20 protein-coding genes are annotated in these 19061 nt (G+C 60.3%); 11 read left to right on the forward strand and 9 right to left on the reverse strand.

The genetic code is table 11. The annotated features are described in order from the left end of the window. Positions 1–202 precede the first annotated feature (202 nt). Together PspR84_RS06650 and PspR84_RS06655 are read right to left on the reverse strand one after the other, a co-directional pair. Positions 203–2653, reverse strand: coding sequence for a penicillin acylase family protein (locus tag PspR84_RS06650; protein WP_160056359.1), 2451 nt, complete (start codon positions 2651–2653; stop codon positions 203–205). A 191-nt stretch (positions 2654–2844) separates the two neighbouring features. Beyond that, positions 2845–3489 carry a glutathione binding-like protein gene (locus tag PspR84_RS06655; protein WP_160056361.1) on the reverse strand — a complete coding sequence of 215 codons (645 nt, stop codon included), beginning with the start codon at positions 3487–3489 and terminating at the stop codon, positions 2845–2847. 145 nt (positions 3490–3634) lie between these two features. Here PspR84_RS06655 and PspR84_RS06660 point away from each other — a divergent pair, with 145 nt between their 5' ends. Beyond that, positions 3635–4192: a cysteine hydrolase family protein gene (locus tag PspR84_RS06660; protein WP_160056363.1), complete on the forward strand. Its 558-nt coding sequence runs from the start codon at positions 3635–3637 to the stop codon at positions 4190–4192. Between the two features lie 280 nt (positions 4193–4472). Here the strand turns inward: PspR84_RS06660 and PspR84_RS06665 are convergent, their stop codons facing one another. From PspR84_RS06665 to PspR84_RS06680, 4 genes are all read right to left on the reverse strand, one after another. After that, on the reverse strand, positions 4473–4676 hold the full coding sequence (locus tag PspR84_RS06665) for an SEC-C metal-binding domain-containing protein (protein ID WP_003198420.1): 204 nt from the start codon (positions 4674–4676) through the stop codon (positions 4473–4475). Beyond that, positions 4673–5167, reverse strand: a complete 495-nt coding sequence (locus PspR84_RS06670; protein WP_160056365.1) for an LEA type 2 family protein — start codon at positions 5165–5167, stop codon at positions 4673–4675. Before PspR84_RS06670 ends, PspR84_RS06665 begins: the two co-directional genes overlap by 4 nt. Before the next feature lie 122 nt (positions 5168–5289). Further along, positions 5290–5766, reverse strand: a complete 477-nt coding sequence (locus PspR84_RS06675) for a YchJ family protein (RefSeq protein WP_160056367.1) — start codon at positions 5764–5766, stop codon at positions 5290–5292. Between the two features lie 4 nt (positions 5767–5770). Next, a complete protein-coding gene (locus PspR84_RS06680; protein ID WP_160056369.1) occupies positions 5771–6268 on the reverse strand; it encodes a DUF6231 family protein in 498 nt (165 codons plus the stop codon). A 199-nt stretch (positions 6269–6467) separates the two neighbouring features. On the opposite strand from PspR84_RS06680, the gene PspR84_RS06685 reads away from it, so the two are divergent. The 4 genes from PspR84_RS06685 to PspR84_RS06700 all read left to right on the forward strand — a co-directional run bounded on the left by PspR84_RS06685 (position 6468) and on the right by PspR84_RS06700 (position 9173). After that, positions 6468–7163: an OmpA family protein gene (locus tag PspR84_RS06685; RefSeq protein ID WP_160056371.1), complete on the forward strand. Its 696-nt coding sequence runs from the start codon at positions 6468–6470 to the stop codon at positions 7161–7163. A gap of 91 nt (positions 7164–7254) precedes the next feature. After that, positions 7255–7977, forward strand: coding sequence for an OmpA family protein (locus PspR84_RS06690; RefSeq protein ID WP_160056373.1), 723 nt, complete (start codon positions 7255–7257; stop codon positions 7975–7977). A 163-nt stretch (positions 7978–8140) separates the two neighbouring features. After that, positions 8141–8422 (forward strand): DUF1145 domain-containing protein, encoded by a 282-nt coding sequence (locus tag PspR84_RS06695; RefSeq protein WP_077571401.1) that lies wholly within the window; start codon positions 8141–8143, stop codon positions 8420–8422. Continuing rightward, positions 8415–9173, forward strand: a complete 759-nt coding sequence (locus tag PspR84_RS06700; protein ID WP_160056375.1) for a collagen-like protein — start codon at positions 8415–8417, stop codon at positions 9171–9173. Before PspR84_RS06695 ends, PspR84_RS06700 begins: the two co-directional genes overlap by 8 nt. Before the next feature lie 170 nt (positions 9174–9343). Here the strand turns inward: PspR84_RS06700 and PspR84_RS06705 are convergent, their stop codons facing one another. Continuing rightward, positions 9344–9808, reverse strand: a complete 465-nt coding sequence (locus tag PspR84_RS06705) for a DUF2269 family protein (RefSeq protein WP_160056377.1) — start codon at positions 9806–9808, stop codon at positions 9344–9346. Positions 9809–9907: 99 nt separating this feature from the next. Here PspR84_RS06705 and dinG point away from each other — a divergent pair, with 99 nt between their 5' ends. From dinG to pdxH, 5 genes are all read left to right on the forward strand, one after another. Further along, on the forward strand, positions 9908–12052 hold the full coding sequence (gene dinG, locus PspR84_RS06710; RefSeq protein WP_102902682.1) for an ATP-dependent DNA helicase DinG: 2145 nt from the start codon (positions 9908–9910) through the stop codon (positions 12050–12052). A gap of 95 nt (positions 12053–12147) precedes the next feature. Continuing rightward, the gene (locus tag PspR84_RS06715; protein WP_160056379.1) at positions 12148–14628 is read left to right on the forward strand and encodes a beta-galactosidase; all 2481 of its coding nucleotides are present in this window, start codon (positions 12148–12150) and stop codon (positions 14626–14628) included. Positions 14629–14819: 191 nt separating this feature from the next. Beyond that, the gene (locus PspR84_RS06720) at positions 14820–15965 is read left to right on the forward strand and encodes a serine hydrolase domain-containing protein (RefSeq protein ID WP_160056381.1); all 1146 of its coding nucleotides are present in this window, start codon (positions 14820–14822) and stop codon (positions 15963–15965) included. 113 nt (positions 15966–16078) lie between these two features. Continuing rightward, positions 16079–17185, forward strand: coding sequence for an OmpA family protein (locus tag PspR84_RS06725; RefSeq protein ID WP_160056383.1), 1107 nt, complete (start codon positions 16079–16081; stop codon positions 17183–17185). Between the two features lie 23 nt (positions 17186–17208). Then, the gene (gene pdxH / locus PspR84_RS06730; protein ID WP_160056385.1) at positions 17209–17856 is read left to right on the forward strand and encodes a pyridoxamine 5'-phosphate oxidase; all 648 of its coding nucleotides are present in this window, start codon (positions 17209–17211) and stop codon (positions 17854–17856) included. 5 nt (positions 17857–17861) lie between these two features. Here pdxH and PspR84_RS06735 read toward each other — a convergent pair whose 3' ends face one another. Then, a complete protein-coding gene (locus tag PspR84_RS06735) occupies positions 17862–18098 on the reverse strand; it encodes a hypothetical protein (protein ID WP_160056387.1) in 237 nt (78 codons plus the stop codon). 180 nt (positions 18099–18278) lie between these two features. Here PspR84_RS06735 and PspR84_RS06740 point away from each other — a divergent pair, with 180 nt between their 5' ends. Then, on the forward strand, positions 18279–18743 hold the full coding sequence (locus PspR84_RS06740) for a glycine zipper 2TM domain-containing protein (RefSeq protein ID WP_007918566.1): 465 nt from the start codon (positions 18279–18281) through the stop codon (positions 18741–18743). Between the two features lie 61 nt (positions 18744–18804). Here the strand turns inward: PspR84_RS06740 and PspR84_RS06745 are convergent, their stop codons facing one another. After that, entirely contained in the window at positions 18805–19059 is a 255-nt protein-coding gene (locus PspR84_RS06745; RefSeq protein ID WP_064393075.1) for a colicin E3-like toxin immunity protein, read from the reverse strand. Positions 19060–19061: the final 2 nt, after the last annotated feature.

Below are 19061 nucleotides of genomic sequence, written 5' to 3' on the forward strand. Positions count from 1 at the left end.
CCCAGAGGGAGAGGGGGCCGACCGAGGCGTCTGGCGAGTGACATCGACCTGAAAAACCGCGCCGATTATGGATTCGGCAACGCGCGAACCGAGTTAACTCCGGATTCGGTACAACTCCTTCAGGTCGGCGTAGACCTGCAGCAACCCCCAATCAGTCCCCTCTCCCTCAGGGAGAGGGTTAGGGGGGCTTTTGACGTTCAGCTTATTTGCCAGGAGTAAGGGTCAAACGAGTTTTGCCGTAGACCCGGTCAAAATTCTGCGGCTGCATCGGCAAACCGATGTACTGCCCCTTCAACCACGCATCAATGCCATTGAGGTAATGCGGACTCACCGGGTTCCCCGATTGCCCCGTACCGTTCTGCCCCATCAGTGGCTCAGCCTGGCCGAAGTCGACGATAAAGCGCATCGACGGCGCGCGCGAGGTTGTGAAGTCCTGACCCCAAGGGAACGCTGCAGTGTTCAACGTCGTGTGATCGCCACCGGCCGCCAGCGGCCCGCGCACGGTCTGGCCATTGCTGTTTTTCCACGTATAACTGTGCAACTTGCCCCACTGCCAGGCGCGGTGATCGCCGCCCAACTGACTGTCGCCAGCGTTGATCGCTGCGGCAAAGCTGCGGGCAAGAATCACCGCTTTGTCTTCTTTCTGCGGCGTGCGGATGTCGTCCCAGAACGGGCTGTCTTCACGCTCCAACAGATGATCGGCCTGCGCCGCGTAAGACAAATCACCATTGGCGATAAACGCTTTCCACGCCGGGCTCGATTCCGGGCCAAGCTCATCGAGGAAGATCTGCTTCATGCTTTCCTGCAGGAACAACTCATAGATCGCCGCATCCGCCGAGGTCGGGCTGAGCTTGCCATCGAATGCCATCAACCGCGTGAACGCTTCGCGCGCCTTGCTGCGATCCGCTTCCGGCAAGGCATCGATCGCCTGTTTCAGCGGCTGCTTCATGCCTGGCGCGTCGAAGACTTTCTTCAACTTGGCGGCGAAGGTGGTGGTCTGGTCGTATTGCATGGCGATCACGCTGCGGCTGTCGTGTTTGCCGCTGCCAGCCAGCTCCGCCAGACGTTCGCCACGCTCCGGTGCGGCCCACGAGTTCGACAACTGCATGCCGTAACCGTGCGGGATCACGCGCTGGTTGGCGGTGCCGAGCCAGCCTTGCGCCGGGTCCTGATCGTACGGGTGCAGCATCGGGTCGGCGTAACCGTCCCAGTCATAACGACCTTCCCAGCCCGGCGACGGCAGCAAACCTTCGCCTTCTCGACGGTTGGGGAAGCGCCCGGTGACTTGCCAGCCAATATTGCTCGCATCAGCGAACACCAGATTCAGGGCGATGGCGCGGATTTCCCGGCTGGCATCCGAGGCACGTTCAACTGTTTGCGCACGGGTCAGGTCAAAAAACGCATCCAGCGACTTGTCGTCGGTGAAGCTCGGCGTTTGCAGGGCCAGACCGAAACCGCTGCCTTGCGCCGCTGCCTGGGCACTGTTGAGCAACGCGCCGTGGCGGGTTTCATAGACCGCTTCGCGTACCGGTCGCTGACCTTTGACGAAGTAGGTTTCGTTGCGCACGCCCAGCGGTTGCCATTTGCCGTTGACCTCATAGGTCAAACTGCTGCCCTGACGGCGAATTTTTTCCAGAAACAGATCCTGGTTGTCGCCGAGCACGCTGGTCATGCTCCACGCGACTTTGCCGTTGAAACCGCCGAGGACCATCGGCAGACCGGCAACGGTGACACCGGCGGCCTGATATTTCGGTGCGCGGATCTGCACAAAGCTCCACAGCGACGGCGCGGCCAGCGGCCCATGGGCGTCGCTGGCCAGCAGGCTCTTGCCGCTGCGGCTGCGTTGCGGGGCGATCGCCCAGTTGTTTGAAGACGAGGTGCCGAGCAGGTTCAGCGCCGACAGTTGCTGGCTGGCGCTGCTCAGCTCGGTCAGCCCCGGGATCTGCCCGTTGAGCTTGAGGCCTTGCAGCTTATCGGCTTCGGCCAGTGGCAAGTTCTCGTCGGGGGCGGACGGCGTCAGCCAGGCGAGTTTGTCGGTGGTCACGGTTTGTGCGAGCACCAGCGAGGAAATTTCTTCCGGCAGGTTGGCCGACTGGCTGAAATTCAGCAGGGCGAAAATCAGCGCCGAATCTTCCGGTTTCCAGTATTCGGGCTTGTAACCGCTGGCGGCGAGGTCGCCCGGCAACTTGTCGGCGTAGCGGAACAGGTAGGCGTTGACGCCCCGCGCATAGACTTCGAAGAAGCGCTTGAGGCGTGGCGACGAAGCCTTGTACAGCTCGCCAGCGCTTTTCTTCAGATTGACCGCGCGCATGTAGCGGTCGGCATCGAGCATCGACGCGCCGGACATTTCCGCCAGACGGCCCTGAGCGAGCAGGCGCAGGGTGACCATCTGGTTGATGCGGTCGCTGGCGTGCACATAGCCGAGGCTGAACAGCGCGTCGTGGAAAGTATTACTTTCGATCAACGGCATGCCCATGGCATTGCGGCGTACCGACACGTTCTGCGCCAGGCCCTTGAGCGGTTGCACGCCGGAGGTCGGCGGGAGGGTGTCCTGAGCGTTCCAGGTCTGGCAACCGGACAGGCCCAAAACACCGGCCACTGCTGCGGCAACGCCGAACCGGGGAAGAAAATGAGTAAGGGCTGGCGAGGCCATGGCAAAGCTCCTGCGGGGGGTAGCGTCAGTAAAGGCGCTACGTTAGTGAGCAGGAGGTGGCCGCGCAAGCGGGGGCGGGGGTTATTTGCGTATTTCTGTCGAATGGAAAAGATCGCAGCCTGCGGCGGCTCCTACAGGGACGCGCATTCCAATGTAGGAGCTGCCGCAGGCTGCGATCTTTTGATCGTCATTCAGGATTTCGGTGGATTGATTTTCTGCACCAACGCGTATGCCTTCACCGTCGCCGGGCGATCCTTGATGTGGTTGAACCAGCGCAGTACATGCGGGAAGTCCTCAAGGTTCTGGCTCTGCCATTTGTGCGAGACGATCCACGGATAAATCGCCATGTCGGCAATGCTGTATTCGCTGCCCGCGACGAATTGGTTATCGGCCAGTTGCTTGTTCAACACGCCATACAGCCGTGCGGTCTCGTCGATGTAGCGCTTGATCGCGTAAGGAATTTTCTCCGGTGCGAACTGGCTGAAATGATGATTCTGCCCGGCCATCGGCCCGAGGCCACCCATTTGCCAGAACAGCCATTGCAACGCCGTTTGCCGACCGCGCAGGTCTTTGGGCAGAAACTTCCCGGTCTTCTCCGCCAGATACAGCAGGATTGCCCCGGATTCGAACAGCGACAACGGCTCACCACCATCGGCAGGCGTGTGGTCGACGATGGCCGGGATACGGTTGTTCGGGGCGATTTTCAGAAAGTGCGGCTGGAACTGCTCACCTTGGCTGATGTTGATCGGGTGCACGTTGTACGGCAGGCCGGCTTCTTCGAGGAGCAGGGAGATCTTGTGGCCGTTGGGGGTGGTCCAGTAATACAGGTCGATCATGGAAAACTCCAAAGCTGAAATGGACTTGCGTGCGGACAGCAAACGCCGGCGTCAGGTCGTCCCGTGTGCGTTCGATAGCTTGCTTAACAGGAAGAGGTGATGCTGAACTGCGCAGAATTCAATGACCCGCGTGAGAAAAATCGCCATGGAGCTGCAGGCCAACGCTGCACTGATCATCATCGACCAGCAAAAAGGCATCCTCGAGCCGCGTTTGGGCCGAAGGAATAATCCGCAGGCGGAGGAGCGAATTCTTGATCTGCTGGGGCTGTGGCGGCGTAGCACAAGGCCGGTGATTCATGTGCAACATCTGTCGCGTGAACCGGATTCGGTGTTTTGGCCGGAGCAGGAAGGGGTGGAGTTTCAGGAGAGGTTTTTGCCGCAGGACGGCGAATGGCTGATTCAGAAGCAGGTGCCGGATGCATTTTGTGCCACCGGATTAGAGGCGCGGTTGCGTGAGGCGGGCATCGGGCAGTTGGTCATCGTCGGCGTGGCGACCAATAACTCGGTTGAGTCGACAGCGCGCACGGCGGGGAATCTGGAGTTTGCGGCTTGGGTGGCGGAGGATGCGTGCTTCACCTTCGACAAGGCCGACTATTTCGGCACGTTGCGAACGGCTGAAGAGGTGCACGGGATGTCGCTGGGGAATTTACACGGGGAGTATGCGACGGTGGTCAGTGCTGCACAGATTCTGGTGGCCGGCTGAAATAACTTCGCCGTATACACCGGCCCCTTCGCGAGCAGGCTCGCTCCCACAAGGACCGCGGTGGGCACAAAACCTGTGACCGGCGCAGATCAAATGTAGGAGTGAGCCTGCTCGCGATAGCAGTCTGTCAGACGCCAACGATGTTGCATGTGCCGGCTCTTTCGCGAGCAGGCTCACTCCTACAGGGATTGCATTGCAACTGAAGGAACTCGATTGACTGTGGGAGCGAGCCTGCTCGCGAAGGCGGTGGGTCAGGCGAAGAGGGTCTTCGCCCCAGGCATCACGCCCCGTGGCACTTCTTGAATTTCTTGCCGTTGCCGCATGGGCAAGGGTCGTTGCGGCCGACGTCTTTCAGGGCGTTGCGCACCGGTTCCTGGTGGGCGTGGCCGCAGTTCGGGCCGTGAACATGGCCGTGGTCATGGTCGTGATGATGGTCATGATCGTGGTTGCAGTCAGGGCCATGGACATGAGGTTGCTGGGTCATCGGTGTTGCTCCGGAATTAAATCGGCGGGGATTATCACGCCATTGCGCTCAAGGTGCACGTAGTGGGCGATGAATAAACCGGTTTCCATTTCGCCCTGCAAACGATAGGGAATCTGCTGGTTCGGATTTTTCAGCATTTTCACCACGTCTTTTACCTTCGGCCAGAGGTTGGTGCGGATCGGCACTTTGAAATAGGCGCTGCGCTTGGGCCCGACGGTGAACCAGTGTTCATGCTCGCCCTCAGCCAGCAATATGTCCGCCAGATGAATGCGATATTCCAGCCCGCGCACGGTCAGGTCGCTGTCGTTGGGGTTGTCGATGCGAAAGTGCAGGATGAATTTCTGTTCGAGCAGTTTGGCGCGCACCACTTCGACTTTCACCAGATGCACGGCGGGGTCGACGCTGTCATCGCTGAACCACGACGCGCAACCGCCGAGGTTGAGGACCAGCATCAGAATGAAGCATTGGCAGGTGCGCCGACGACTTAGCATGGTTTAACTCCCTTTGCTGCCAGTCTAGACGCTAAAAGATCGCAGCCTTCGGCAGCTCCTACAGGGGAAACGCAAATCCTGTGTAGGAGCTGCCGCAGGCTGCGATCTTTTGATCTTCAACATCAGGCGCCGAAATACCCTGCACAGCACTTCTTGAACTTCTGCCCGCTGGCGCACGGGCAACTGTCATTGCGCCCCAATTTCAATTGCACCGTCGGATCAATGAAGTACCAACGCCCGGCATTCTGCACAAACGATGAGCGTTCGCGATGGCTGTGTTCACCCTGATCGTCGTGCCAGCGCGCAGTAAAGGTGACGAAGGCGTGCTCCGGCTGACCGCCAAAGACTTCCGAACTCTCCACCTCAAGGCCGAGCCAGGTGCTCTGCGCGCTCCAGTTGCTGATCGACTGGCGATCCAGCCCCGTTTGCTGAGCGGGCAGGGTGGTCGCCACAAGGTAATCGATCAAACCCAGCACATACGCGCTGTAGCGCGAACGCATCAAGGCTTCGGCGCACGGCGCCGGATGGCCGTCGTGATAATGGCCGCAGCAGGCCTCCAGCAGATTGCCGCTGCCGCAAGGACAAATGGCTGTACTCATTGCATTACCACCAGTATTTCCCGAAGTTTTCCGGATTGGCCCAGAACCGTGAATTGAGCCAGTCGGGGACTTGTTTGTAGTCAAGCAGATCGTAGGTGAACAGGGTCAGCACTTGATCGTCGCGTTGAAAACGTTCACTGGCTTGCAACGCCAGTGAATAGAAGTCGGTTTCCTGCCAGCCGCTGGCCGACAGGTCTGCCAGCACAGCGATGCGGCTGGCGTTGAGATTGCGAATCCCGCCCAACAGGTTCAGGCCGTCGCGCTTGGGCAAATGTTCCAGACAATCGACCACCAGCGCCAGATCGAAACGCTGTGCCGCCAGTTCGGCAGGCAGTGCGCCCGGCGCGGCATGGGCCACGACGGTGTCTGGATGTGCCTCTTTAAAGGCGCTCAGGGCTGGAAATTCGCTGGCGCCAATCAGCAGCAGACGCGCCGGGGCGTAGCGATCCAGCAAAGCGGCCAACGCCTGTTGCGGCGTGCGGGAAGAAATGGCGACGTTCATCAAAGCTCCTCAATCAGACCGCCAAGACTAGCCTGCCTGACGATGTCGGCAAAGTGCCCGGTTCCGCCAGTTACCGGCGATTGCGCCAAAGTCCTGTGAACACGGTCGCAAACAGGCATGGCCTATTGCTGGCGGAGATTAAAACTCCGGTCTTTACTCCCTGAATCGGTTTTAAGCCGATCCCTCAGGAGAAAACCAGATGAGCATAGTTCGGACAGCATTACCTTTGATTCTGCTAACCAGTGTGTTGACTGGTTGCGCAGGTTTGCAGAAAACCGACTGGCCGACCTGTGCGGCGGTCGGTGGTGTCGTCGGTGCCGGTCTCGGCGCAACCGAAAGTTCGGCATGGGCCGGCTACGGTGCGTTGCTGATCGGTGGCACGGCAGCGGCCTATTGCTGGGTTCACGGTGATGGCGACGAAGACGGCGATGGTGTGCCGGACAGTCGCGACAAGTGCCCGGGCACGCCTAAAGGCGTACAGGTCGACGCTGACGGTTGCCCTCCACCAACGCCTGCACCCGTGGTCGAAGAAGCTGTAGTGGTCAAGGAAGAAACCATTGTTATCCGTGATGTGCACTTCCAGTTCGACAAAGCCACGCTGACCGGCCCTGACAAGCAAGTGCTCGACAAGGTCGCCACCCGCCTGAAACAGGAATCCTCGACGGCGCAACTGACTGTGACCGGTCATACCGATAGTGTGGGCAGCGATGCCTACAACAAAAAACTGTCGGATCGTCGTGCGCACTCGGTGGTGGACTACCTGATCCAGCAAGGTGTGCCACGCGCCAGCTTCGTTTCGGTGTCCGGTCTGGGTGAAAGCCAGCCAGTGGCCGACAACAAAACAGCGGACGGTCGCGCGCAAAACCGTCGTACCGAAATCAAAATCCAGCGTTAAGCCCCTCTCGCATCCGCGCCTTGTGCAGTCGCGGATGCGGGTCTTTACTCCTGTGTAACCGGTATGGGCCGGTGACACAGGAGCTTTCACAATGACTGTTTTCTCAAGGTCCGTCTTGCCGGTGCTGCTGCTAGGCAGTTTGCTCACCGGTTGCGCCACCCACAGCGATGGCACTGCACCCCTCAATCAACGAACATGGCCGATCTGCAGCGTTATCGGCGGACTGGTCGGTGGCGGCCTCGGCGCTATCGAAAGCGCTGGCTGGGCCGGTGGCGGCGCAGCGCTGGGGATTCTTACCGGCGGACTGATCTGTTATGCCCAGGACGGCGATGAAGACGACGACGGCGTGTTCGACCGCCGCGACCGTTGCCCGGACACCCCGGAAAATACCCCGGTCGATCACCGTGGTTGCCCGCTGCCGCAGTACCCGGTCACAGAAAAAGTGCCGGAGCCCGCACCGCAAACTGAAGTCATCACCCTCAGCGATGCCGGCAACGTGTTGTTCGATTTCGACAAGTCCGATCTGACCCCGGCGGCGAAAGCCCAGCTCGATACGCTGATGGACAAGCTGCGCAATGCCGACGTGGTCAGCATCAAGGTCATCGGTCACACCGACAGCAAAGGGTCGGACGCCTACAACCAGGCATTGTCGGAACGGCGTGCGAGCAGTGTCGCCGCTTATCTGCTGAGCCAGGGCCTGGCGCCGAACAAACTCACCAGTGAAGGACGTGGCGAGAGCGAGCCGGTTGCCGATAACGCCACCGATGAAGGCCGCGCGCAGAACCGTCGTGTGGAATTGCATATAAATCGTTAGGACGCGTCTGTAGGGCGCAGGCTAGAGCTGCCGGGCGATAATCATCGTCGTCCCGGCAGCCATTTGGCAGGCGATCGGGTTTTTTTCATTTATCCCTCTGGCTTATCCCCCGCAGAAGCCGTTACTGTGCGCCCAAAGAATAATTCGCAACACGGGGGAGCGTATGAAAGTGTTCTGGGGGCTGGGGCGGTTGTTGACCCTGCTGTTCTGCTGCGTGGTGCTGGCCAACCAACTGGTGCCTTTCGTACATCCGCTGCATCTGCTGGTCAATCTGGCCGGCGGTCTGTTGTTGCTGATCCATGTGTTCGAAGTGCTGCTGTGCAATCGCAGCCTCAAGGGGCGTGAGCACCCTTGGCGTGACCGTGGTCGCATCCTGTTGTTTGGCGTTTTCCACCTGCAAACCATCCCGGCCCCGGCCGCTCCGGAGGCTTCTTCCCATGCGTAAACTCTGCTTGCTCGCTGCATTTATCAGTCCGTTGGCCTGTGCCCAGGTGGTCAGTGTCGAAACCAATTCGCTGATGCGCTTGCCCAATACCACCAGCACCTTGCAGCTCGAACGTCTCGACGTCGCCGATTACGGCACCTTGCTGATTCCGGCCAACGTGACCGAATTGACCGTGGGCGAATTGCGTCTTGGCCATGAAGCTCGCATTGCGATCGTTCCGGCTGAACAGGCGCTGGAATTGAAAGTGGCCCGCGCCGAACTCAGTGAAGGCAGCCAGATCACCGCGCGCGGGGCGCCGGGGACTTATGAAAAAGCCGCCCGTGCGGGGCGCAATCTGAATCTGCAATTCAAGGCGTTGAACGCGCCGCAACTGTTGGTCGATGCCCGTGGCGGCACCGGCGCACCGGGTTTTGTTGGCCTGGATGGCGGCAACGGTGAAGACCCGGGCTGTACTTATGGCTCGGCCGGGCACGGTTTTGATGGCAGTAACGGCAGCGACGGCCAACCGGGCGCACCGGGTGCGCTGGTGCGTCTTGAAGTGCCGCGCGAGTTTCCGGCCGAACTGATCAAGGTCAATGTGGCGGGCGGCAACGGTGGCCCGGCGGGTGTTGGTGGCAAGGCCGGGAAGGGCGGCCAGTCCAAGGGCTGCCTGGTGTATCGCGCCGATGGCGGCAAGAATGGTAAGGCCGGGGCGGATGGCCAGCCCGGGCCGGTGGGGGCGGCGGGTGCTGTGACTGTGCAGCGCCTGTAAAGGCAGACCCCCTACCTAACCCTCTCCCTGAGGGAGAGGGGGCCGACCGTGTCGATTATGGATTCAAAGCTAATCCTTCAGGTCGGCGTAACTCTTCAATATCCCCCATTCAGTCCCCTCTCCCTCCGGGAGAGGGCTAGGGTGAGGGGCTTTTGATCTTTACCCCATCTTCAGATCATCGGCCTCGCCGCCGCAACCGCCACCAGCAGCAACCCGACAATCAGATTAAGCCCCACCACCCGGCGAATCCGCCCCAGCACCGCCGCACCCGCCGGCCAGTCCTTCGCGTCCACCGCTTTACGCAGCTCCGGCAGCATCAGCCCCTGAATCCGGATAAACAACGCCGTCATCACCACATACAAGCCCATCATCACCTGCACATACTTCGGCGCGGTCTCAAAGCCGACCTGCTGCAGATGCAACATGCTCACGCCGCTGATCGGCAACAGGATCACCGCGACCCAGACCCAGCGAAAAAAACCTTGAAACACTTCCACCCACAAAGTCAGTCGGGCAGGGCCGTCGAGGGCCTTCACAGCCGCCGGGCGCAGGACCATCCAGGCGAAAAACATGCCGCCGACCCAGACCAGGGCGGACAGGACATGCAGGGGATAAACGAGGCTAAAAGGTGTCATTGGGGCACTCCGTTCTGCGCGGGATTAATTAGCGGGGTATGATAGCCGCCATCCGAAACCACTGAAAATTTATCCAGCGTTTTTTGCGCCCGACAATCCATGATCAGCACTGAACTCAAAACCACGATCCAGGGCGCCTATTCGCGTTTTCTAGAGGCCAAGAGCCTCAAGCCGCGTTATGGCCAGCGCCTGATGATCGCTGAAATCGCGAAAGTCCTCGGGGATATCGACACCGACGACGAAGGCCGGCGCAGTGGCGACCCCGCGATTGTCGCGGTGGAAGCCGGCACCGGTACCGGCAAGACCGTGGCCTACAGCATGGCGGCGATCCCCACGGCCAAAGCCGCCGGCAAACGTTTGGTCATCGCCACCGCGACCGTCGCCCTGCAAGAGCAGATCGTCTACAAGGATTTGCCCGACCTGATGCGCAACAGTGGGCTGAACTTCAGCTTTGCCCTGGCCAAGGGCCGTGGCCGCTACATGTGCCTGTCCAAGCTCGACATGTTGCTGCAGGAAGGCCACGCGCAGACCGCCACCGCCCAGCTGTTCGAAGAAGAAGGCTTCAAGATCGAGGTCGATGAGGCCAGTCAGAAGCTGTTCACCAGCATGATCGAGAAGCTTGCCGGCAATAAATGGGACGGCGACCGCGACAGTTGGCCGAATGCGCTGGAAGACGCCGACTGGGCGCGCCTGACCACCGATCACAGCCAGTGCACCAATCGTCATTGCCCGAACTTCGGCCAGTGCGCCTTCTACAAGGCCCGCGAAGGCATGGGCAAGGTTGACGTGATCGTCACCAACCACGACATGGTCCTGGCTGACTTGGCCTTGGGCGGCGGCGCTGTGCTGCCGGACCCGCGTGACACTATTTACGTGTTCGACGAAGGTCACCACCTGCCGGACAAGGCGATCGGCCACTTTGCCCACTACACGCGCTTGCGCTCCACCGCCGACTGGCTGGAAACCACGGCGAAAAACCTGACCAAGCTGCTGGCCCAGCATCCGCTGCCGGGCGACCTTGGCAAGTTGATCGAGCAAGTGCCGGAGCTGGCGCGCGAGATCAAGGCACAGCAACAGTTCATGTTCAGCGCCTGCGAGCAGGTCGCCGACTTCAAACCCGGCGAAGACGTCGAGGGCCGTGAACGTCCGCGGCATCGTTTTGTCGCCGGGGTGATTCCCGAGCACATGCGCGAAATGGGCATCGAGCTGAAGAAGGGCTTTTCGCGCCTCAACGATCTGTTCACCCGTCTGACCGACCTGCTCAAGGAAGGTATGGACGGTGAGGTCAACATCGGCATCGCCAGCAATCAGGCCGAAGAGTGGTATCCGCTGTTTGGCAGCCTGTTGTCCCGCGCTTCGGGCAACTGGGAACTGTGGACGGCATTCACCGCCGAAGACCCGGAAGACAGCCCGCCGATGGCGCGCTGGCTGACCCTCGCCGAAAGCGGTTCGCTGTTCGACATTGAGGTCAATGCCAGCCCGATTCTGGCGGCGGAAACCTTGCGTCGTAGTCTGTGGAACGTCGCGTATGGTTGCCTCGTAACGTCGGCGACGCTGACCGCGCTGGGCACCTTTGACCGTTTCCGCATGCGCGCCGGTCTGCCGAAAAAAGCCGTCACCGCTGTGGTGCCGAGCCCGTTCCATCACGCCGATGCCGGCGTGCTGCGCGTGCCGGATCTGAAAGCCGACCCGCGCGATGCCGCCGCACACACGGCGGCGATCATCCGTGAGTTGCCGGACCTGGTCGAAGGCTCGCGCGGTACGCTGGTGCTGTTCTCCTCGCGCAAACAGATGCAGGACGTGTTCGACGGTCTTGACCGCGACTGGCGCAAGCAGGTGTTCATTCAAGGCAACCTGTCGAAACAGGAAACCCTGAACAAGCACAAGGCGCGGGTCGACGGCGGTGATTCCAGTGTGCTGTTCGGTCTCGCCAGTTTCGCCGAAGGCGTCGACTTGCCGGGTGCCTACTGCGAACACGTGGTGATCGCCAAGATCCCGTTCTCGGTGCCCGACGATCCGGTCGAAGCGGCACTGTCGGAATGGATCGAAGCCCGTGGTGGCAATCCGTTCATGGAAATCTCCGTGCCCGATGCTTCGCTGAAGCTGGTTCAGGCCTGCGGGCGTCTGCTGCGTACCGAAGAAGATCGCGGCACCATCACTTTGCTGGATCGGCGCCTGGTCACCCAGCGCTACGGCAAGGCGATCCTCAATGCGTTGCCTCCTTTCCGTCGTGAAATATCCTGAGACAACGGTGGGCAGTTTTGCCCACCGTGTTGTCTATCTCTCTGCCATCGCTTTTCCATTGGCCATTGTTGGTCGTTAGGGAGAACTCCGTTCTTATGATCCGCCGTTCGTTGCCTGCCGTATTTGCCTTGATCTTCGCCACGCCGCTGTTCGCGGCGCCTGCGGGTCAGCAGACCCTGTTCAACTTTGTCCGTCCTGCCGACGTGGTGAAAATCGCCACCGAAAACGCTGATCTGCCGCAAGCCAACGCGGAGCAAACGGCTGAGGGCGAAGTGCTGCGGCGGGTGACATTCAACCCGGTGGCCCGTCCGACCTTGCGTCTGACGCCGCAGACCGGCGCGTGGGACTGGTCGCAGTCCGGGATGATGACCCTGCGGTTGCAGAGCGCAATGGACTGGGCTGTGACGGTCTACGTGCAAATCCAGAGCAACGACGGTCGCACACTGGTCAGCCGCGTCGATCTGCCGGCAGGTCCTGCGCAAACCCTGTTGGTGCCGCTGGTCGCATCGTCACCGTTGAGTCTTGGCATGAAAGCCGGGCCACCCATGCCAATGACGGTCGATGGTCAGCGGATCCTGCTGGCCAGCAGCAGCGGTGAGATTGATCGCAGCCAAGTGGTTTCGGTTAGCTTGTCTTTGGATCAGCCGAAAGTCGCGCAGAGCTTGCTGCTCGAACGCTTCGGTGTGCAGGATGGCGAGTCGGTCACCCAGGCGGTGTACGGCAATCTGGTCGATGCGTACGGGCAGTCGACCCGCAGCAAGTGGCCGGAAAAGATCAGCAACGACGAGCAACTGAAATCCGCCGCCGCCAAGGAACAGCAACAACTGAAAACCTGGTTGGCCGAGCGTGAAAAGTCCTCGCTGGACAAGTTTGGCGGCTGGAACAAAGGCCCGGTGTTCAAGGCCAGCGGTTTCTTCCGAACTGAAAAGCGTGATGGCCGCTGGTATCTGGTCACACCTGAAGGGCACCCGTTTTACTCGTTGGGTGTGAACACCGTCAGCCCGCAGGTCAACCAGACTTACGTGGCCGGTCGTGAGTACATGTTCGAATCCTTGCCCAAAGCGGATGAGCCCTTGGCCAGTCACTTTGGCGAAGGTGACAACCGTGGCGGAAATGGTGTCGATCAGGGCCGGGGTTATGGCAACGGGCGCTGGTACGACTTCTACGGCGCCAACCTGCAGCGCGTCTACGGTGAACCGTGCAAAGCCGACAGTGATAACAAATCAGGGGTAGCAGAAGCAGCCAAGTCTGCCGCTGCCGAAACGGCAGCCGTGAAAGCGGCAGAGCCTGTGTCTGTACCTGCGGAGCCGAAGTCCGGTGTCGCTGAAGCAGCCAAGACTGAAACCGTACAAGCAACGACAGAAAAGGCTGCCGAGCCGTGCAAGGCCACTGTCGATGAGCAACAGTGGGCCAGCCACACGCTTGATCGTCTGCAAGCCTGGGGCTTCAACACGGTCGGCAACTGGAGTGCCGATTCGCTAAGTGATGCCGAGCGTGTGCCTTACACCTTGCCGCTGTCGATCGTCGGCGACTACACCAGCATCAGCACCGGCAGCGACTGGTGGGGTGGTATGCCGGATCCGTTTGATCCGCGTTTCGCCATGGCCACCGAGCGCGCTGTCGCCATCGCCGCCCGCGATCACCGCGACGATCCGTGGCTGATCGGCTATTACGCCGACAACGAACTGGCATGGGCCGGCCCCGGTGATGATCCGAAATCCCGCTATGCGCTGGCCTATGGCACGTTGAAAATGACCACCGACGTACCGGCCAAGCGTGCGTTCCTCAAGCAGTTGCGCGACAAGTATCGCAATCAGGCGGGGCTGTCGAAGGCCTGGGGCATCGATCTGCCGGCGTGGGAGTTGATGGAGGATCCGGGTTTCGTGCCACCGCTGCCGAATCCCGAGCATCCGGAAATCGAGGCGGACTTCAAATATTTCCAGAAGGTTTTCGCCGACACTTACTTCAAAACCATTTCCGACTCGCTGAAATGGCACGCACCCAACCAGTTGCTGCTTGGCGGCCGTTTTGCCATCAGTACCCCGGAAGCCGTGGCCTCTTGCGCGCAGTATTGCGATGTACTGAGCTTCAACATGTACACGCTGAAACCGCAGGACGGCTATGACTTTACCGCGCTGGGCGCTTTGGACAAACCGGTACTGATCACCGAATTCAACTTCGGCTCAGCGGATCGTGGCCCGTTCTGGGGCGGCGTCACGCCAGTGGCCAGGGAAGAAGATCGCGGCCCGGCGTATGCCAATTTCCTTAAACAGGCCTTGAACGAACCATCGATTGTCGGCGTGCATTGGTTCCAGTATCTGGATCAACCGGTGACCGGGCGTCTGCTTGATGGCGAGAATGGTCACTTTGGCCTGGTGGGCGTGACGGATCTGCCGTATCAGGGCTTTGTCGAAACCGTGCGCAAGAGCAATTTGCAGGCAATTGATCAGCTTGGCAAAGAGGCAGAGAAAGCGGCCGCCGCGGCGGGGCATGAGGCTGAAGGCGGGCGCAAAGGCGAGGCCGGTAAAGGGCCGGGGGCTGGACATGCCGGTGGTCATTCCGGCAATGGTCACTGACCTTTGATGCTCTAAAAAGATCGCAGCCTGCGGCAGCTCCTGCATGGGAACGCGTTTCTCTGTAGGAGCTGCCGCAGGCTGCGATCTTTTGACTTGGCTTTTAACCGTCCGGCCCGCAGCTGTTCCCAAATCCCTCTAGGGCTGGAACAATGCGGGCCACTTTGTAGAGCGTTTTCGCGGGGGAGTTGCGGGTGCAGATTCAGGGACATTACGAGCTTCAATTCGAAGCGGTGCGCGAAGCCTTTGCCGCACTGTTCGACGATCCCCAGGAACGCGGCGCAGCCCTGTGCATCAAGGTCGGTGGAGAAACCGTCCTTGATCTCTGGTCCGGCACTGCCGACAAGGACGGCGCTGAAGCCTGGCACAGCGACACCATCGCCAACCTGTTCTCTTGCACCAAAACCTTCACCGCCGTCACCGCGCTGCAACTGGTCGGTGAAGGCAAGCTGCAACTGGACGCCCCGGTCGCCCGCTACTGGCCGGAATTCGCCGCCGCCGGCAAAGAATCCATCACCCTGCGCCAATTGCTCTGCCACCAGGCCGGTCTGCCGGCACTGCGTGAATTGCTTGCGCCGGAAGCGTTGTATGACTGGCAAACCATGGTCGATGCCCTCGCCGCCGAAGCTCCGTGGTGGACGCCGGGCACTGGCCACGGTTATGCCGCGATCACTTACGGTTGGCTGATCGGTGAGTTACTGCGCCGCGCTGACGGTCGTGGGCCGGGCGAATCCATCGTCGCTCGGGTGGCCAAGCCTCTAGGGCTGGATTTCCACGTCGGTCTGGCTGACGAAGAATTCCATCGCGTGGCACACATCGCTCGCGGCAAGGGCAATGCCGGTGACGCCGCCGCGCAACGCCTGCTGCAGGTGACCATGCGCGAGCCAACGGCCATGACCACCCGCGCTTTTACCAACCCACCTTCAGTGCTCACCAGCACCAATAAACCGGAATGGCGGCGCATGCAGCAACCGGCGGCCAATGGCCACGGCAATGCACGCAGTCTGGCCGGTTTCTACGCGGGCCTGCTCGACGGCAGTCTGCTTGAAAGCGACATGCTTGAAGAGCTGACCCGCGAACACAGCCTCGGCGAAGACAAGACTTTGCTGACCCGGACTCGTTTTGGCCTCGGCTGCATGCTTGATCAGCCGGACGTGCCTAATGCCACTTATGGCCTCGGCCCCAAGGCGTTTGGCCATCCGGGCGCGGGCGGCTCCATCGGTTTCGCTGATCCTGAGCATGATGTCGCCTTCGGTTTTGTGACAAATACCCTTGGGCCGTATGTCTTGATGGATCCGCGCGCGCAGAAGCTCGCGCGGGTGCTTGCCACTTGTCTGTAAAGTTTCATCCGAGGTCCCAGGGTCGGAACCTCAAGCGGTTTTTCGTTTCAAAACGGCTGTTTATCCGGGCGAAAGTGCTCTGATTTTTCATTACTTCATTTTGTGGATTTTCAATGTCATCTAAAAAGACCCTCGCCCTGGCCCTGTGTGTAGCGATCACCGGTTGTGCACAGACCCCGAAAAATGATGCGGACGGCGGCAGTTGGTGGCCGTTCGGCTCTTCCGACAAAGTGGCGGCCAAGGAGCCAGTACCGGCTCCAGCCCCTCTGAAACCTGCAGCCACCGCACCTGTGGCCAAAACTGAAAGCAGCAGCCCGTGGTACTGGCCGTTCGGTTCCGATGATGAAACGGTCAAAGCGGATATGAAGGCAGAAGTCGCCCCGGAAGCGAAAAAACCGGCGACCGTGGCCAAAGCTGAAGCAGACGCAGGTGGCAAATGGTGGTGGCCGTTTGGCGGCAAGGATCAGCCAACCACGAAGGCTGTGCCGATGCCGGATCCGAAAGTCACCCAGGCCTGGCTTGACGACTACGAGCCGCGCCTGCGTGAAGCGGTCAAGGACAGCAATCTGCAACTCGAACGCCGTGAAAATGTGCTGGTCGTGACGGCACCGGTCGAAGGCTCGTTCAACCCGGATCGTCCTGCCATGCTGCTTCCGGTCACCCTCGGCCCGTTCACCCGTGTGGCGAAAATCCTCGAAGCCGACCCGAAAACTGCCGTGCTGGTCCTTGGCCACAGCGATTCCAGTGGTGCGGCGCCTGCCAACATCAAACTGAGCCAGGAACGTGCCCAGTCCATTGCGGCGATCTTCCGTCTCAGCGGCTTGCAGCGTGATCGCCTGATGCTGCGCGGCATGGGTTCCGAAGCACCGCGCGCCGCCAACGACAGCGTTGAAGGTCGTGCCCTGAACCGTCGTGTCGAACTGCTGGTGACCCCGCAGAACACCATGGTTGCGCTGCTGAGCAAGTACAACATGCCCGCGCCGAAGCCGGTGACCATGGTCGCGGCGCAAGACGTCAAGCCTGCCGCCAAGCCGGTCACCCCGGCCCCAGCCGCGAAGAAAGCTGCTGTGCCAGCGACCAAAAAGGCTCCGGTGAAAAAAGCTGCCGCCAAGGCGCCGGCTAAAAAGGCCCCGGCCAAGGCCCCAGCTAAAAAGACTGCTCCAGCCAAAGCCGCCGCGACCGACAAGAAAGTCGCCGCGACCGATGCCACCAAGAAGTGATCCGCTAACGAAAGGAATGCGCCATGACCCAGGCTCTGGCAGATATGCGTCGTGATTACACCCGGGATGGTCTGACCGAGGCGCAAGCTCCGGCCGAGCCGTTTGCGTTGTTCCACCAGTGGTTCGCCGACGCGGTGAAAACCGAACAGGCGCCAGTGGAAGCCAACGCCATGACGCTGGCCACGGTCGACCAGGATGGGCGACCGCACTGCCGCATTCTGCTGCTCAAGGGCCTGGACGAGCAGGGCTTCACCTTCTTCACCAACTATGACAGCGCCAAGGGCCAGCATCTGGCGGCCAACCCGTTCGCCGCCATGACCTTCTTCTGGCCCACCCTCGAGCGCCAGGTGCGCATCGAAGGGCGGGTAGTGAAGGTTACGCCCGCGGAGTCGGATGCGTATTATCAGGTGCGTCCGCTGGGCAGCCGTCTCGGTGCCTGGGCATCCCCGCAGAGCCGGGTGATCAACGGGCGCGGTGAGCTGGAAGATTTGCTCAAGGCCACCGAGCAGCGTTTCTCCGACACGCAACCCGACTGCCCGCAACACTGGGGTGGTTACCGTTTGTTGCCTGAGCGCATCGAGTTCTGGCAGGGCCGTTCGAGCCGTCTGCACGATCGCCTCAACTACCGTGTGCAGGGCGCCGACTGGATTCTTGAACGTCTGGCACCCTGAGCAGTCTACCGAGCGGGATAGCCTGCCGCAGCGGCCTCCAGCCACTTCGGCAGATCCCGGCGCTTGATCTTCTGCGCCTGAGCGCGAGCCAGCTGTTCGAGCATGAAGGCACGTTTGTCCTCGTTCTTGCCGGCCAATGACAGCGCCAGATCGCGATCCATCCAGCGCTTGATCCGCACGTACAACCACCAATGGAAGTACAAACCGGCGGCAGTGGTGACGACGATGATGAAGTAATCCATGAAAATCCTTGGTGTCGGTGGCGCAGATTCGGCAATTTGGCGCTACTGTAGGGGCTATGTCAGGGAAAGCGTGCAGGCGTCTGTACCGCGCCTGAATGAAAGCCAATTTATCCGGGCTGCGTCGTGACAGGCGTCAAGCAGCGGAGTTTAATGACTATATGTTTTTTTGGAGTTGATGCTATGCGTAAGTCTGTTCTGCTGGTTGCTTCCTTTTCCACGATGGCGATGTTGCTTACCGGCTGCCAATCGAGCCTGACCGGTGACTCCTACTCCCGTGACGAAGCGCGTCGCGTGCAGACGATTCGCATGGGCACCATCGAATCCCTGCGTCCGGTGAAAATCGAAGGCACCAAAACCCCTATCGGCGGCCTCGCTGGTGCAGCGGTCGGCGGCGTCGGCGGCAGCGCCATCGGCGGCGGCAAGGGCAGCATCGTTGCTGCGGTCATCGGTGCGGTGGCGGGTGGTCTGATCGGTTCGGCGACCGAAGAAGGTCTGACCCGTACTCAAGGTGTGGAAATCACCGTGCGTGAAGACGATGGCAGCATGCGTGCCTATGTGCAGCAGGTTCAGGAGAATGAAGTGTTCCGCGTTGGCGAACGCGTGCGCATCTCCACCGTCGGCGGGACCAGCCGCGTTTCGCACTAAGCGGAATTCAGGGTAAAGAAAACCCCGATCAGGTGACTGGTCGGGGTTTTTTGTTGGTTGCTTACCAATGGTCGCGGTAGACGAAAGCGACCTGAAAGTCGAAAGAAGATAAATCAATGGTTTGTCTAAAATGGGGTTGCAGGATATTGACCCATTGCGAGGGCACATCGAATCCTCCGTTGTTCACATTATTTTCGATTGGCATTCCAAGTGATTCGATAATTGAACCGTCATCACCGAAGTCTTTCGATAATTCTTCTCCTTCGCCCAGTTCAGTTTTCTTGTCATACCATTCAAGCCTGGCTCTTAATCCCATAG

Origin of the sequence: Pseudomonas sp. R84 (assembly GCF_009834515.1) — a bacterium.
In the GTDB taxonomy this organism is placed as follows: domain Bacteria; phylum Pseudomonadota; class Gammaproteobacteria; order Pseudomonadales; family Pseudomonadaceae; genus Aquipseudomonas.

Bases quoted from the DNA above. Each gene is read 5' to 3' on its own strand.
- PspR84_RS06650 (WP_160056359.1), bottom strand. From the start codon at position 2,653: ATGGCCTCGCCAGCCCTTACTCATTTTCTTCCCCGGTTCGGCGTTGCC.
- PspR84_RS06655 (WP_160056361.1), bottom strand. From the start codon at position 3,489: ATGATCGACCTGTATTACTGGACCACCCCCAACGGCCACAAGATCTCC.
- PspR84_RS06660 (WP_160056363.1), top strand. From the start codon at position 3,635: ATGGAGCTGCAGGCCAACGCTGCACTGATCATCATCGACCAGCAAAAA.
- PspR84_RS06665 (WP_003198420.1), bottom strand. From the start codon at position 4,676: ATGACCCAGCAACCTCATGTCCATGGCCCTGACTGCAACCACGATCAT.
- PspR84_RS06670 (WP_160056365.1), bottom strand. From the start codon at position 5,167: ATGCTAAGTCGTCGGCGCACCTGCCAATGCTTCATTCTGATGCTGGTC.
- PspR84_RS06675 (WP_160056367.1), bottom strand. From the start codon at position 5,766: ATGAGTACAGCCATTTGTCCTTGCGGCAGCGGCAATCTGCTGGAGGCC.
- PspR84_RS06680 (WP_160056369.1), bottom strand. From the start codon at position 6,268: ATGAACGTCGCCATTTCTTCCCGCACGCCGCAACAGGCGTTGGCCGCT.
- PspR84_RS06685 (WP_160056371.1), top strand. From the start codon at position 6,468: ATGAGCATAGTTCGGACAGCATTACCTTTGATTCTGCTAACCAGTGTG.
- PspR84_RS06690 (WP_160056373.1), top strand. From the start codon at position 7,255: ATGACTGTTTTCTCAAGGTCCGTCTTGCCGGTGCTGCTGCTAGGCAGT.
- PspR84_RS06695 (WP_077571401.1), top strand. From the start codon at position 8,141: ATGAAAGTGTTCTGGGGGCTGGGGCGGTTGTTGACCCTGCTGTTCTGC.
- PspR84_RS06700 (WP_160056375.1), top strand. From the start codon at position 8,415: ATGCGTAAACTCTGCTTGCTCGCTGCATTTATCAGTCCGTTGGCCTGT.
- PspR84_RS06705 (WP_160056377.1), bottom strand. From the start codon at position 9,808: ATGACACCTTTTAGCCTCGTTTATCCCCTGCATGTCCTGTCCGCCCTG.
- dinG (WP_102902682.1), top strand. From the start codon at position 9,908: ATGATCAGCACTGAACTCAAAACCACGATCCAGGGCGCCTATTCGCGT.
- PspR84_RS06715 (WP_160056379.1), top strand. From the start codon at position 12,148: ATGATCCGCCGTTCGTTGCCTGCCGTATTTGCCTTGATCTTCGCCACG.
- PspR84_RS06725 (WP_160056383.1), top strand. From the start codon at position 16,079: ATGTCATCTAAAAAGACCCTCGCCCTGGCCCTGTGTGTAGCGATCACC.
- pdxH (WP_160056385.1), top strand. From the start codon at position 17,209: ATGACCCAGGCTCTGGCAGATATGCGTCGTGATTACACCCGGGATGGT.
- PspR84_RS06735 (WP_160056387.1), bottom strand. From the start codon at position 18,098: ATGGATTACTTCATCATCGTCGTCACCACTGCCGCCGGTTTGTACTTC.
- PspR84_RS06740 (WP_007918566.1), top strand. From the start codon at position 18,279: ATGCGTAAGTCTGTTCTGCTGGTTGCTTCCTTTTCCACGATGGCGATG.
- PspR84_RS06745 (WP_064393075.1), bottom strand. From the start codon at position 19,059: ATGGGATTAAGAGCCAGGCTTGAATGGTATGACAAGAAAACTGAACTG.